Origin of the sequence: Thioalkalivibrio thiocyanodenitrificans ARhD 1, assembly GCF_000378965.1 — a bacterium.
Taxonomy (GTDB): domain Bacteria; phylum Pseudomonadota; class Gammaproteobacteria; order Ectothiorhodospirales; family Ectothiorhodospiraceae; genus Thioalkalivibrio_A; species Thioalkalivibrio_A thiocyanodenitrificans.
On record NZ_KB900536.1, the window covers coordinates 2,974,200 to 2,986,088 of the forward strand.

General features: G+C 65.4%; 17 protein-coding genes. 4 read left to right on the forward strand and 13 right to left on the reverse strand.

The window, feature by feature from the left end; genetic code table 11:
* Nucleotides 1-124: 124 nt before the first annotated feature.
* Genes dsrE2 through THITHI_RS0114030 form a run of 3 tightly spaced genes read left to right on the forward strand, consistent with a single transcriptional unit; the run spans nucleotide 125 to nucleotide 1,649 of the window.
* Complete coding sequence (gene dsrE2 / locus THITHI_RS0114020; protein ID WP_018233741.1) at nucleotides 125-592, forward strand: sulfur carrier protein DsrE2; 468 nt, start codon at nucleotides 125-127, stop codon at nucleotides 590-592.
* On the forward strand, nucleotides 592-1,209 hold the full coding sequence (locus THITHI_RS0114025; protein WP_026186360.1) for a TetR/AcrR family transcriptional regulator: 618 nt from the start codon (nucleotides 592-594) through the stop codon (nucleotides 1,207-1,209). The genes dsrE2 and THITHI_RS0114025 overlap by 1 nt, the downstream gene beginning before the upstream one ends.
* On the forward strand, nucleotides 1,206-1,649 hold the full coding sequence (locus tag THITHI_RS0114030) for a hypothetical protein (protein ID WP_018233743.1): 444 nt from the start codon (nucleotides 1,206-1,208) through the stop codon (nucleotides 1,647-1,649). The genes THITHI_RS0114025 and THITHI_RS0114030 overlap by 4 nt, the downstream gene beginning before the upstream one ends.
* 34 nt (nucleotides 1,650-1,683) lie before the next feature.
* Here the strand turns inward: THITHI_RS0114030 and THITHI_RS0114035 are convergent, their stop codons facing one another.
* On the reverse strand, nucleotides 1,684-2,517 hold the full coding sequence (locus THITHI_RS0114035) for an HvfC family RiPP maturation protein (RefSeq protein ID WP_018233744.1): 834 nt from the start codon (nucleotides 2,515-2,517) through the stop codon (nucleotides 1,684-1,686).
* Nucleotides 2,514-3,359, reverse strand: coding sequence for an HvfB family MNIO-type RiPP peptide maturase (locus THITHI_RS0114040; RefSeq protein WP_018233745.1), 846 nt, complete (start codon nucleotides 3,357-3,359; stop codon nucleotides 2,514-2,516). Before THITHI_RS0114040 ends, THITHI_RS0114035 begins: the two co-directional genes overlap by 4 nt.
* A gap of 267 nt (nucleotides 3,360-3,626) precedes the next feature.
* Between THITHI_RS0114040 and THITHI_RS0114045 the strand changes: the two genes are divergently transcribed.
* Nucleotides 3,627-4,052, forward strand: coding sequence for a DUF1841 family protein (locus THITHI_RS0114045; protein ID WP_026186361.1), 426 nt, complete (start codon nucleotides 3,627-3,629; stop codon nucleotides 4,050-4,052).
* A 228-nt stretch (nucleotides 4,053-4,280) separates the two neighbouring features.
* On the opposite strand, the gene THITHI_RS0114050 is transcribed toward THITHI_RS0114045, so the two are convergent.
* The 11 genes from THITHI_RS0114050 to rsxD form a co-directional block, all read right to left on the reverse strand.
* Nucleotides 4,281-4,751 carry an HvfX family Cu-binding RiPP maturation protein gene (locus THITHI_RS0114050; RefSeq protein WP_018233747.1) on the reverse strand — a complete coding sequence of 157 codons (471 nt, stop codon included), beginning with the start codon at nucleotides 4,749-4,751 and terminating at the stop codon, nucleotides 4,281-4,283.
* A 71-nt stretch (nucleotides 4,752-4,822) separates the two neighbouring features.
* Nucleotides 4,823-5,584: a hypothetical protein gene (locus THITHI_RS0114055; RefSeq protein ID WP_018233748.1), complete on the reverse strand. Its 762-nt coding sequence runs from the start codon at nucleotides 5,582-5,584 to the stop codon at nucleotides 4,823-4,825.
* Between the two features lie 6 nt (nucleotides 5,585-5,590).
* Complete coding sequence (locus THITHI_RS0114060) at nucleotides 5,591-6,163, reverse strand: carboxymuconolactone decarboxylase family protein (protein WP_018233749.1); 573 nt, start codon at nucleotides 6,161-6,163, stop codon at nucleotides 5,591-5,593.
* Nucleotides 6,164-6,222: 59 nt separating this feature from the next.
* A complete protein-coding gene (locus tag THITHI_RS0114065) occupies nucleotides 6,223-6,828 on the reverse strand; it encodes a TetR/AcrR family transcriptional regulator (protein ID WP_018233750.1) in 606 nt (201 codons plus the stop codon).
* A 134-nt stretch (nucleotides 6,829-6,962) separates the two neighbouring features.
* A complete protein-coding gene (locus tag THITHI_RS0114070; protein WP_018233751.1) occupies nucleotides 6,963-7,265 on the reverse strand; it encodes an HvfA family oxazolone/thioamide-modified RiPP metallophore in 303 nt (100 codons plus the stop codon).
* Between the two features lie 118 nt (nucleotides 7,266-7,383).
* On the reverse strand, nucleotides 7,384-8,088 hold the full coding sequence (locus THITHI_RS0114075; RefSeq protein ID WP_018233752.1) for an anti-sigma factor: 705 nt from the start codon (nucleotides 8,086-8,088) through the stop codon (nucleotides 7,384-7,386).
* Nucleotides 8,089-8,100: 12 nt separating this feature from the next.
* Nucleotides 8,101-8,655, reverse strand: coding sequence for a sigma-70 family RNA polymerase sigma factor (locus tag THITHI_RS0114080; RefSeq protein ID WP_018233753.1), 555 nt, complete (start codon nucleotides 8,653-8,655; stop codon nucleotides 8,101-8,103).
* Nucleotides 8,656-8,728: 73 nt separating this feature from the next.
* On the reverse strand, nucleotides 8,729-9,409 hold the full coding sequence (gene nth, locus THITHI_RS0114085) for an endonuclease III (RefSeq protein WP_018233754.1): 681 nt from the start codon (nucleotides 9,407-9,409) through the stop codon (nucleotides 8,729-8,731).
* A gap of 94 nt (nucleotides 9,410-9,503) precedes the next feature.
* Nucleotides 9,504-10,190 (reverse strand): electron transport complex subunit E, encoded by a 687-nt coding sequence (locus tag THITHI_RS0114090; protein WP_018233755.1) that lies wholly within the window; start codon nucleotides 10,188-10,190, stop codon nucleotides 9,504-9,506.
* Complete coding sequence (rsxG, locus tag THITHI_RS0114095; protein ID WP_018233756.1) at nucleotides 10,183-10,821, reverse strand: electron transport complex subunit RsxG; 639 nt, start codon at nucleotides 10,819-10,821, stop codon at nucleotides 10,183-10,185. The genes THITHI_RS0114090 and rsxG overlap by 8 nt, the downstream gene beginning before the upstream one ends.
* A gap of 2 nt (nucleotides 10,822-10,823) precedes the next feature.
* A complete protein-coding gene (rsxD, locus tag THITHI_RS0114100) occupies nucleotides 10,824-11,882 on the reverse strand; it encodes an electron transport complex subunit RsxD (RefSeq protein ID WP_026186363.1) in 1,059 nt (352 codons plus the stop codon).
* Between the last annotated feature and the right edge of the window lie 7 nt (nucleotides 11,883-11,889).

Genomic DNA, 11,889 nt, shown 5'->3' on the forward strand with positions numbered 1-11,889 from the left:
GGCCACGAAACTTCTTTGAAAAAGTCAGACGGTTGACTATAGTCAGTGACTTCCCCGGATCGCGAGGGGTATTAGACAATCCCTCCGCTTAGAGAGGGATCATCCACTCAAGCAGGAGTCACTCATGTCTGAGAAGAAACTGGCCATCATCGCCACCAAGGGTTCGCTGGACTGGGGCTATCCCCCTTTCATCCTGGCCTCCACGGCGGCTGCACTCGGCTACCAGGTTCAGGTATTCTTCACCTTCTACGGTCTGCAGTTGCTCAAGAAGAACATGGACGTGAAGGTCACGTCCCTGGGTAATCCCGGGATGCCCATGCCCATGCCCATGCCGGTGCTGCTTCAGGCCCTGCCGGGCATGCAGAGCATGATGACCATGATGATGAAGAAGAAAATGGCCTCCAAGGGTGTCGCCAGCCTCGAGGATCTGCGGGCGCTTTGTCTGGAAGCGGACGTGAAGATGATCGCCTGCCAGATGACGGTGGATCTGTTCGATATGCCCACCTCCGAGTTCATCGATGGCATCGAGTACGGAGGCGCCGCCACCTTCTTCGAGTTTGCCGGCGAATCGGATATCACTCTATTCATCTGATGACTGAACAACTTGCCAAGAGTATGCCCCCCGAGGCGGTCGGCCGTGGCGCGGAGAACCGGGAACGGATCGTCGCCGCGGCCGACCGCCTGTTCTACGAGCGGGGATTTCAGGCCACTTCCTTCAGTGACATCGCCGAGGTGGCCGGTGTACCCAAGGGCAACTTCTATTACTACTTCAAGACGAAGGATGCGCTCCTGGAAGGCGTGATCGAGTGGCGGCGCAGTTGCCTGAAGGCGCTTCTCGATAACCTGAACCGCACCTACGATGAACCCCGTCCTCGGCTCATGGCACTGCTCCAGGGCCTGTGTGCGGGAGAGGATGACATCGTGCGCTATGGCTGCCCCATGGGGACCCTGAGCGCGGAACTCTGCAAGACCGGTCACCCGCTGCGTGCACGCGCGCAGGCCCTGCTGGAGATCATCCGCGACTGGATTGCCGCTCAGCTGGAGGCCATGGGGCAGGCCGATGCACCGGAGTTGGCCCGCGAGATCCAGACCCGCAGCCAGGGCGTGACCCTGCTGGCCCACGCGTATGGCGACCACGGCATGCTGACCGAAGGCATGGCGCGCGTGCGGCGCTGGGTCGAGGCGGTGCTGGACGGTCGTACTTTTTGAACCGGGGCACGGATTATCTCGTCGCGTTCGGCGGCGGTTTTCACGGTATCCTGCGCTGGCCACAGCTGGATGGGCTCTGGGCCCGCCTTCTGGCGCGGGCCGGTGACGGCTGGTACGTCTATGCCGTGGGCGAGCCGCCTCCCGATACGCCGGCAACGGCGCAGGCGCTGCGGCGATTCGTTTCCGAGATGGACGTCCTGCTGCGCGAGGACCATGACGAGGACTATTGCGGCGTGGTCTACGTGGACAACCCGGACTCACCACGCTTCGTGAAGATCTACGACCCGAACCACCTGGGCAGCAGCTGTGGGAGCGGCGCGCTGCGGATCCTGCCCGGCTGGACCCTGTCGCTTGCGCCGCCGGTGGACCTGCCCCATGCATTGCCCCAGACCGGCAGCCGCAGGCGCTGGTGGCAGAGGCTGTTTGGAAACGGGAAGTGAGAACGGGGAGGTGGGAATGCAGCCACCATCCCCCTCAGCGTACTGTAGTTCGGGACGAAGCCGGGCCTACGTTATCCTTCGATTCATCCTCCATCCTCCATCCTCCATCCTTCATCCTTCCCAAAACCTCCCGCTCCCTGAGTTCCCCGAGGATCTCGAGCCCGCCCCGAATGACCGCCTCCGGGTCGTCATGTCCCAGTTCCGTCGCGATGTCTTCGAGCAATGCCCGCGCCGATCGACGTTCGTTGTGCTGAATGAGATGAACCAGCCGGGCGGTGACCGGATTGAGTTCCAGGAAGGCGATGCGATCCGCGGACGTGCGATGCATCATCAGGTGTGTGGGTGTGTCCGGGACCTGGCCCGGGCGGTTCCCGGGACCGATGCGGTGTACCGGAAAGCGGTAGCCCAGCAGCCAGGCCAGGGGTGAGAGCAGGGGTTTCTCCTCCAGAAGGTCCGTGTCGACGGGCAGAGGCTGCCACCCGGCCGGGGCTTCGGCCACCGTCAGGGCCACTTCCGCGTACTCGTAATGGGCCAGCTCCGCCAGGAACGGCGGGTCCCCGGCGTGCGGATTGCGACCATCCTGCAGCCAGGCCACGAACTCCCGGCCGATCTCCAGGAAGTAGGGGGTCGATGCCCGGTGGCCGCGCAGGAAATCACGCACCAGCTCATGCCAGGCGGCATCCCCATGGAGACCCCGGATCACCGGGAAGCCGCGGGAGAGAAACCCTTCCACGTTGTTGTAGATCAGCTCCCGGTAGATTCCGATGCGCCGATCCTCGACGCCGTGCGGCGGTGGATGGGCCTTCGGATCCCGCAGGTGGGCGGTGAGGGCATGCTGAAGCTGCTGAAAGCGCGGTACCCTGTTCATGAGGTCGCGGCCCGTTCCTGCAGCCCGCGGATGGTGTCCACCTCGTCCAGCAGCTTTTCCACCGGCGGGAAATTGAAATCCCGTTCCAGCAGGGTGGGGAACACGCCGAAGTGGGCGTAGGCAGTCTCAAGCAGGGACCACACCGGGTTGATCACCTCCGCCCCGTGCGTGTCCACGATCAGGTCCTGCGCCTCGTTGTAATGGCCGGCCACGTGGGCGTACACGATGCGTTCACCGGGCAGTCCCTTGAGGAAGGCCGCCGGGTCGTAGCCGTGGTTCACGCTGTTGACGTAGATGTTGTTCACGTCCAGCAGGAGATCGCAGTCGGCCTCGGACAGGACCGCGTTGACGAACGCCAGTTCGCTCATCTCGGCGCCGATGGCCGCGTAGTAGGATGCATTCTCCAGGGCGATGCGCCGCCCCAGGATATCCTGGGCCCGGCGCACGCGTTCGGCCACGTAATGCACCGCCTCCTCCGTGAAGGGGATGGGCAGCAGGTCGTAGAGATGCCCGTCGTCGGAGCAATAGGACAAGTGCTCCGTGTACAGGCGGATGCCGTGTTCATCGAGAAAGGCGCGGATGTCGGCAAGCAGCGCCTCGTCCAGGGGGGCGGGGCTGCCGATGGACAGGGACAGGCCGTGACAGACGAAGGGAAAGCGTTCCGTGAAGGCACGGAACTGCCGGCCCATCCGGCCGCCCACGCCGATCCAGTTTTCGGGAGCCACCTCCATGAAATCCACGCGCCCGGGCGCGGCGGTTTCCAGGTCCTCCATCAGATCCCGGCGCAGGCCGAGCCCGGCCCCGTGTACCGCGTAGCGGGTTCTGGATTCGTTGTCCGGCATGATCCTTAGAGAATTGTCGTGGGTTCAGTTCATTGTACGCAAGAAGCTCCGGAGGGGATTCAGGGCCTGCTCTTCTTCTGATCCGCCAGTTGAACGAGGGGGACGCAGAGTCGCGGAGGGCGCGGAGTCACTCATAGAAAAAACTCCGCGTTCTCCGCGTCTCTGCGTTACAGTCCCCTTGTCCGCGCAAGCCCGTCGGTACACCGAGCCACGTGCCCAACGCTTGCGTTCATTCCGTCAATCCTGTCAATCCTGCCCATTCATCCCATGTACGAGCAAGCCTCCCGTGAACAGCTCCGCCGCATGTACGCCGAGGCCTGGCGCAAGCGCCGGTCAGGGGACGCTCTGGAGCCACTGGAGCGGCAGATCGCCGAGCTGGTGGCCGAACACCCAGAGTACCAGCCCATGCTGGAGGGTCCCGATGCGACGCTCGCCGCCGAATTCACCCCCGAGGGCGGGCGGTCCAACCCCTTTCTGCACATGGGCATGCACTTGGCCATCCGCGAGCAGGCGGGTACCGATCGCCCCACGGGCTTTACCGAGGCCTATCAGCGTGCGGTGCACAAGCTCGGTGCCCACGAGGCCGAGCACGCCATCATGGAATGTCTCGGCACGGCACTCTGGGAGGCCCAGCGCGGCGGACGTATGCCTGATGAGCAGGCCTATCTGGAATGCGTAAGGCGGCTGGCCTGAGGGCCAGCCGCCAGAGACAGGATGCAGTCTCAGGTTGGGCTTCGCTGCGCTCAGCAGTCGTAGGTTGGGGTGAACGCAGTGAACCCCAACGCGGTCGCTCGTCGATCCCGGCTCGTCGGGCTTCGTTGCGCTCAGCCCAACCTGCCAGTACCGGAATGCATCAGGCGTCCGGGTTAAGCGCAGGCACAGGGCACAAGGTAAGACGCACAAGGGGCCTTGACCGTCCCTTTACCCTTGTATCTTGTACTTTGTACCTGCCTTTATCAGCGCATCGACGCTCAGTTTGCCCGGCCCCGTGAACAGCAGCGTCACCAGCATCACCATAAAGAACAGCGGCAGCAGCCAGCCGTTGTCGCAGACGTTGTAGCCGTTGCCGGCGTGCACGCTGTGCCAGGCGACGATGTCCAGGATAATCAGGGAGATCACGGCAAAGCGGGTGCCCAGCCCGATGACCAGCGCGATGGCGGCGAGGATCTCCGTCCAGGTGGCCAGGAACCAGGAAAGCCCAACGGGGAGGATGCTGAAGGGGAAGAGAAAGTCATCCTGAATGTGTGCGAACCAGTTGTCGCCCCGCAGTTTTTCAAGGCCTGCGTTGCCGAACTCGAAGGCCAGCAACAGCCGGATCGGCAGGGTTGCCAGCCATTGCCCGGCGCGGTCCAGCCCTTCGAAGGCACGTCGTACCACTTCAGCCAGCCACATGGGTTCTCTCCTCTTGATCCGGTGGTCGTGTGCCAGTGATACGCGTCGGATCCGGCGTTGGATGCACGACGTCACAGAGCGGAGGAGAATTCGATGGTGGTGCCCGGTGTGGCCAGTGCCAGGGAACAGTGCTTTGGCAGGATCAGGATGCGGGCTTCCGCCTGTTGCAGTTCACGCGCTTCGGCATACCGGTCCGCCTGCTCCAGCAGGTACTGCAGGGCCAGCCCCAGCCGTGCGCGCCGGGCACGGGGCAGGCCCAGCCGCTTCCAGCTGCGCAACGCATGATCCTGACCACTGTCACCCAATGCCCTGAAGCGCAAGACGAGCCGGCGTACCAGTTCGTGCTCGCCCAGGCGCGCTCGTAGGTCATCGACCAGCGCGCGCGGATCCTCCGGGTCGGCATCCGTCAGACCGGTCAGGCCGGTCCCCAGAAACCGGTGCATGGGTTCTCCCAGAACCCGGCCCGCCAGCAGGTCTTCCCGCGCCATCTGCTCGAAATCCGGGTCGATATCGGAACCGGTGCGGCCCCTCAGCTGAGTCAGTGCCATCGCTTCGGCCCGGTGACCGCTGGGGCGGAACCCGCTGAGCAGATGGTCGAGGACGTCGTGGACAAATACCGACGTGGCAATGGTACTTCCCGTCTCCCGGGTGCTGGCGATGATCTCCGGATCATCCAGGGTGCTGTTCAGCTTCCATCCCCGGGCGCCGAATCCGTCCATCCAGACCTGCCGGTAGCGTGCGCCGATGGTGATCCGGGCCTCGTCCACGTAAAGCATGTGCGGCGGATAGGCCAGCACGTCGCGTTCGGGGCAGGCGGGATCATCGGCCGCCATGGCGATTCACCGCCCCTGTCCGGGTCCCTGCCATGCGCGTCCCGCAAAGGCCTCGTCCAGGGGCGTGTCCGCCAGATGATTGGTGTAGTTGCTCAGGGTCTTCAGGCCGATACCAAGCACAACCTCCAGGGCCTGCTGCGGGGTAAAGCCGGCGTTGAGGAAATCGTTCACCCGGTCGGGTGCCACCCAGCCCCTTTGTTCCACCATGGCCCGGGTGAACTGGCGCAGGGCCTCCAGCCGCCGGTCCGCGAGGGTGCGCCCCTCGCGCAGGGCCTCCGTGATCTCGCCGGGCACCTGGTTCATGTCGGCGGTGATGCTGTGGGCGGCCATGCAGTAGTGGCATTCATGACCGGCACTGACCGTGAGGAGCACCACGTGGCGCTCGGCAACCGACAGGCTGGTTTGCTCGAACAGGGTGCTCAGCGCCAGGTAGCCCTCGGCCAGTTGCGGGGAGGTGCACATGGTGCGGATCAGGTTCGGCACCATGCCGAACTTGGCGGTACTGGCCTCGAACGCCGGGCCGGCCTCCCGGGGGGCGGAAGCATCGTCGTGGCAGGGGAATCGGGTGGTCGCGTTCATGTGGTAATCTCCTTCACGGCAAAGATGACCGGTCGGTCAAGTTGGTGGCCAAAAAAACGTCAATCTGCAGGGGAGGGGATGCGTATATCGCTCACTGCGGGGCCCAGCTCCAGGATCAGGCGTGCATCGTTGCGTGTCCTGGCGAGCAGGAGCACCCCCTCCAGGTAGGCGAGCATCGCCTCGGCCGTGGCGCGCGGATCCGTCCCCGTCAGGATGCCTTCGGCCAGGGCGTCCTCCAGGGCAGCCTGGAAATACCCACGGATGCGCTGCAGGAGGGACTCCACCTTGATACGGATGGGTTCATCGTGGGCGGCCAGTTCCAGCCCCAGGTTGCCGAACGGGCATCCCGGCAGATGCCCGGTGCCGGCCGCGGTGCCCGCCTGGTGGTCGTGGAGGTGCCGTACAAAGGCCTCGAAGCGTTCCATGGGGGGGGTCCGGCGATCGAAGGCCGGAACGAGCAGTTGGTCTTCGAAGATCTCAAAGTGGTCCTCCAGCATGGCCAGAGTCAGGGCCTGTTTGCTGGGAAAGAAGTGATAGAAGCTGCCCTTTCGCACCCCGGACCGGGCACAGATCTCCGCCACGCCGACCGCACCGTAGCCACGCAGGTGGATGAGGGAGCGGGCGTTGTCCAGCAGACGCCGCCGCGTGTCGGGTGAGGTTGCCATGCCTGGATCCTAGTTGACCGACCGGTTAAATACAAGCCTGGGCCGCATCTGCGAACGCCCATAAAAGGAAAGGCCGCGATCCGATCCGGATCGCGGCCCGCACATGGTTGGGAGGAACGGGGTGGCGAGTGCGCTCAGTTGCTGCCGCAGCGGCCTTCACCGCACTTGCCTTCCGAACCCTTGTCCTTGTCGGACGAGGCGTCACCGCCGCACTTGCCTTCGGCATCCTTGTCCTTGTCGGACGAGGCGCCGCCGCAACGGCCTTCACCGCAGCGGCCTTCGCCGCCGTGCTTGTCGGCCACGGTGTAGCCGCTGGACAGGCTCTGCATGCTGAAGGGGTTCTCGGCGGCAGAGGCCATGGGAGCGACGGCCATTGAGCCGACGAACAGGGCGCCCAGGGCTGCGGCACCGAGAGGCTTGCGAATATTGCTGGACATGGTGATTCTCCTTGCTCATTCGTCTGGGTTTGTGAGACCCGGGCCAGGGAGGCTTTCGAGTCTGGGCATGATACGTTTCATCGCGTCGGGTGGATTCAGGTGCTGCGCGTTCCCGAAGTCAGAGCTCCATCCAGGGGCCTCGATAGACGTTCGGCCCCGCCGGAGAATCCATGGGGATGTCGCTGACGCGTTCGATGGTCACGGCCACCTGTGCCTGATAGGGCTGGCGATCCGTAATCGGCATGGCGAGAGTCGCCTGGCCGTATTCCGGAAGGACGCCCACGGCACGCACCGTGCCGTCCGGCCACACCAGCCACAGGACGCAGACCTCGCCCTCGGGCATCTCGGGCGGGGACAGGGCCCGTGCCCGGATCTGTTGCCCGCCCGCGGCGGCTGTCACCACCCAGCCCATGGCATCACTGCCGGATTCGGCGATCATCGCCACCCGTTCGGGCATCGCGTCCGGCGCCCGGGTGGGCGGATCCACGGGCAGCACCAGCAGCACGAGGGCGACAGCCGTGGCGGCAAAGCCCATGCCCCGCCAGAAGGCAAGGCTGTTCCAGAGCCCGTGCCGCCGGGCCGTCGAGCCCGAAGCCTCGACGCGTCCGGAGACGGTCGTCCAGATCCGCTCCGGCACCCGGGCCTCGGGCGCCGCCGTCCAGGCCATGCCGGCGAGACGTTCCTCCCACGCGGCGACCCGGGCCTGCAGGTCCGGGTCCCGGACGAGCAGGCGCTCGAAACGCCGCCGGGCCGCACCGCGCAGGGTGCCCAGCGCATACTCGGCAGCGAGCCGCCGGCGCAGTTCCGGGTTGTCATAGTTCATGGCGGGGACCTCTCAGACGTCCAGACACTTCCTCAGTTGCTCCAACCCCCGCCGGATCCACGTCTTGACCGTGCCCAGGGGCGTGCGGGTCAGTTCCGCCACTTCAGCGTGGCTAAGGCCCTGAAAATAGGCGATCTCCAGACAACGGCGCTGATCATCGCTCAATTGGCCGAGACAGTCCCGGAGCCTGTCGCTGTCATTGTCGAGGCCGTCCGGTCCGGGTGCCGTGTTCCACTCATCCATGAGGAACTCCAGGTGTGCCGGGTCCTGCAGCGTAATCTGACGGCGATTGCGTCGCAGAGTGTCAAGGGCGCCGTTGCGCACGATGGTCACCAGCCAGGTGACCGGGCTGGCCAGGTGGGGACGGTAATCCCCCGCCCGGTGCCAGATCTTCACGTAGGCGTCCTGCAGGCACTCCTCGGCCAGGGCCTCGCTGTTCAATATACGCACGGCGATGGCAAACAGTTTCGGCGAGGTTGCGCGATACAACTGTTCGAAGGCGGCCCGGTTGCCGAGGGCGCATTGGCTGAGCAGTTGTGCGAGGTCGGGGGATCGGGCGTTTGTCACGGGATCGCAGGGTGGGGGGGCAGAGACAAGATACAAGATGCCGGCTGCAAGGGGAAACCCGTTGCCGGGGCCATCAGGCTTTGGACGCGGCCTTCCCCTGCCTCCCGGATCCCGCCTCCTGTATCCCGGTTTTTCCCTTGTATTCACACAGATCCGAAATGATGCAGTCCGGGCATTTGGGGTTGCGCGCCGTACAGGTGTAGCGCCCGTGCAGGATCAGCCAGTGGTGGGCGTCCTTGAGGAATTCGAGGGGGATGACCTTGAGCAGTTTCTTTTCCACGGCCAGCGGCGTTCCGCCCGGGGCGAGCCCGGTGCGGTTGGCCACCCGGAAGATGTGTGTGTCCACGGCCATGGTGGGTTCGCCGAATGCGGTGTTGAGGATCACGTTGGCGGTCTTGCGGCCCACCCCGGGCAGGGCTTCCAGGGACTCCCGGTCCCGGGGCACTTCACCGCCGTGCCGTTCGACGAGGATGCGGCAGGTCCGGATGATGTTCTCGGCCTTGCTGTTGTAGAGGCCAATGGTCCGGATGTGGTCCTTCAGGCCTTCGAGCCCCAGGTCCAGGATCGCCGTCGGCGTATCGGCCACGGGAAACAGACTGGCCGTGGCCTTGTTGACGCCCTTGTCCGTGGCCTGCGCCGACAGCACCACCGCCACCAGCAGCTCGAAGGGCGTGCGGTAGTTCAGCTCCGTGGTGGGATGCGGGTTCGCGGCGCGAAGGCGCTCGAAGATCTCGCGGCGCTTGGAAGCGTTCATGGGTGTGAACGCAGATACCGGATACGGGACGCAGGCGGGCAAACCACATCCTGCCGGTCTCCTGTATCCCGCATCATCCTGTTTCCGCGCCTTCTCAGCCCGCTGCCCCGGCCGGCTGCGGGGCGCGCACGGCGGCGCGCTTCGCCAGCCCCGAGTCGATGATGTTCTTCAGGGCGATGAGCAGCCCCAGGGCGATGAACGCGCCCGGGGGCAGCAGGGCCAGCAGAAAGCCCCGGTATTCCCGAATGAGCGTCAGGCTGAAGCCGCGCGCCGCCTCGCCGAACATGAGATGGGCATCGGACAGCAGGGTGCCGTGGCCCACCACCTCGCGCAGAGCGCCCAGGGCCACCAGCACGCAGGTGAAGCCCAGGCCCATGGCCAGACCGTCGGCCAGCGCCTTGGGGATGGGCTGCTTGGAGGCGAAGGCCTCGGCCCGCCCGATGATGGCGCAGTTGGTGACGATCAGCGGAATGAAGATCCCGAGGATCAGGTAGAGCTCGTGGAAAAAGGCGTTCATGGCCAGTTCAATGGCGGTCACCACCGAGGCGATGATCAGCACGAACACGGGGATGCGGATCTCGGGACGCACCCAGTGGCGGATCAGGGAGACGGTCACGTTGGAGGCCACCAGCGTCAGCGTGGTGGCAAGCCCCAGGCCCAGGGCGTTGATCACCGTTCCGGAGATGGCCAGCAGCGGACACAGGCCCAGGAGCTGCACCAGCCCCGGGTTGTTGTGCCAGAAGCCGTTGGCGTTGATCTCGCGGTAGGTGATGTCACTCAAGGGGGGATTCCTCCTCGTCCGCCGTTTCGCGCATGAACACGGTGTCGCGATGGGCCTCGAAGTATACCAGCGTGTCACGCACCGCTGTCACCACGGCCCGGGCGGTGATGGTGGCGCCGGTGAACTGGTCGAAGACGCCGGCGTCACGGCGCACGGCCCACTGATTGTAGGCCGGGTTTGCCAGGCTGCGGCCGTCGAAGTCCAGGATCCAGTCGGAGCGCTGCACCTCGATATCGTCGCCCAGGCCCGGGGTCTCCCGGTGGGCGACCACCCGCACGCCGGCCACCTCGCCGTACTCCTCCACGCCCACCAGCAGGCGAATGGGGCCGCTGTACCCGCCCGGGGCAATGACCGTGAACACCACGGCCACCGGTTCGTCTCCCAGGTAGGCCCGGTAGGCCATCAGGTCCGTTCCCCCCAGCAGCTCGTCGGACAGCGGGATGGCGTCCTCCAGGATGTCATTGTCGTAGGCCTCGTGCTGCAGGATCGCGTGCAGGCTGGACAGCATGATGGCCTCTTCGTTGGCGGCGATCCGATCCGCCGTGCCCTGGAACACGAACGCCACCAGACCCGCACCGACCACGCCGAACAGGGCCAGCAGCACGCCGGACATGAGGATGTTGCGCACCACGGCTACGGCCCGTTGTCGCGCCGCGTGGGCGGCGGCTTCTGTCCGAACACCCGGGGCTGGGTGTAATGGTCGATGGTGGGAGCGGCCATGTTCATGAGCAGCACCGCGAAGGCGACGGCATCCGGGTAGTTGCCCCAGGTGCGGATCACGTACAGAAGCACGCCGATGCCCGCGCCATAGACCAGACGCCCGCGGGGCGTGGTGCTGGCCGAGACCGGATCGGTGGCGATGAAGAAGGCGCCCAGGATCGCCGCGCCGCTGAACACGTGGAAGGCCGGTGATGCAAAGGTGTCCGGATCGACGATCCAGAACATGCCTGCCGTGACGGCGAGGGAACCCAGCATGGCCGCCGGAATCTGCCAGCTGATCACGCGCATGAACAGCAGCCACAATCCGCCCAGCAGGAACCAGTTGCCGATCCACTCCCAGCCGTGTCCCGAAAAGTCCCCGAACAGGGGGTGCTCCCGGATCTCGCTGATGGTGCGGTTCATGGACAGCTCGGTCTTCATGAGGTCCAGCGGTGTGGCGGTGGTGATGGCATCCCAGGAGACACCGGCGGGCAGTTGCCCGAGGAAGATGGCGGTCAGCACCTCGCCCGGGCTGAAGGCCGGCTCGGTGAGTGCCAGGGGGGGCAGCCACTGGATCATCTCCCTCGGGAACGAGAGCAGCACCACCACGTAGCCCACCATGGCCGGGTTGAACGGGTTGTAACCCAGGCCGCCGTACAGGTGCTTGGCCACCACCATGGCGAAGCCGATACCCACCAGTGTCACCCACCAGGGCGTGAGCGGCGGCAGGGCCAGTGCGAACAGCCAGCCCGTGACCACCGCGCTGTAGTCACCCAGGGTCGGGATGACCGGCCGCTTGCGGGCGAGCAGCATCAGCGCCTCGAAACCCACGGCGAGCGCGACCGCCAGCGCCACGTTCACCAGCACGCCCCAGCCGAAATACCAGGTCATGGCCAGTGTGCCGGGGACAAGCGCGTAGAGCACGCGACGCATCATCCGGCCCACGCTGTGGGCCGGCGTCATGTGCGGCGAGCTGTGTGTGGGGAAGCGCATTAAGGCA

What these genes read in the sequence shown, in the direction of transcription:
- THITHI_RS0114070 (WP_018233751.1), bottom strand. Translation starts at nt 7,265, where the DNA reads ATGTCCAGCAATATTCGCAAGCCTCTCGGTGCCGCAGCCCTGGGCGCC.
- THITHI_RS0114075 (WP_018233752.1), bottom strand. Translation starts at nt 8,088, where the DNA reads ATGAACTATGACAACCCGGAACTGCGCCGGCGGCTCGCTGCCGAGTAT.
- THITHI_RS0114050 (WP_018233747.1), bottom strand. Translation starts at nt 4,751, where the DNA reads ATGTGGCTGGCTGAAGTGGTACGACGTGCCTTCGAAGGGCTGGACCGC.
- dsrE2 (WP_018233741.1), top strand. Translation starts at nt 125, where the DNA reads ATGTCTGAGAAGAAACTGGCCATCATCGCCACCAAGGGTTCGCTGGAC.
- THITHI_RS0114035 (WP_018233744.1), bottom strand. Translation starts at nt 2,517, where the DNA reads ATGAACAGGGTACCGCGCTTTCAGCAGCTTCAGCATGCCCTCACCGCC.
- nth (WP_018233754.1), bottom strand. Translation starts at nt 9,409, where the DNA reads ATGAACGCTTCCAAGCGCCGCGAGATCTTCGAGCGCCTTCGCGCCGCG.
- THITHI_RS0114040 (WP_018233745.1), bottom strand. Translation starts at nt 3,359, where the DNA reads ATGCCGGACAACGAATCCAGAACCCGCTACGCGGTACACGGGGCCGGG.
- THITHI_RS0114055 (WP_018233748.1), bottom strand. Translation starts at nt 5,584, where the DNA reads ATGGCGGCCGATGATCCCGCCTGCCCCGAACGCGACGTGCTGGCCTAT.
- THITHI_RS0114045 (WP_026186361.1), top strand. Translation starts at nt 3,627, where the DNA reads ATGTACGAGCAAGCCTCCCGTGAACAGCTCCGCCGCATGTACGCCGAG.
- THITHI_RS0114060 (WP_018233749.1), bottom strand. Translation starts at nt 6,163, where the DNA reads ATGAACGCGACCACCCGATTCCCCTGCCACGACGATGCTTCCGCCCCC.
- THITHI_RS0114025 (WP_026186360.1), top strand. Translation starts at nt 592, where the DNA reads ATGACTGAACAACTTGCCAAGAGTATGCCCCCCGAGGCGGTCGGCCGT.
- rsxD (WP_026186363.1), bottom strand. Translation starts at nt 11,882, where the DNA reads ATGCGCTTCCCCACACACAGCTCGCCGCACATGACGCCGGCCCACAGC.
- THITHI_RS0114065 (WP_018233750.1), bottom strand. Translation starts at nt 6,828, where the DNA reads ATGGCAACCTCACCCGACACGCGGCGGCGTCTGCTGGACAACGCCCGC.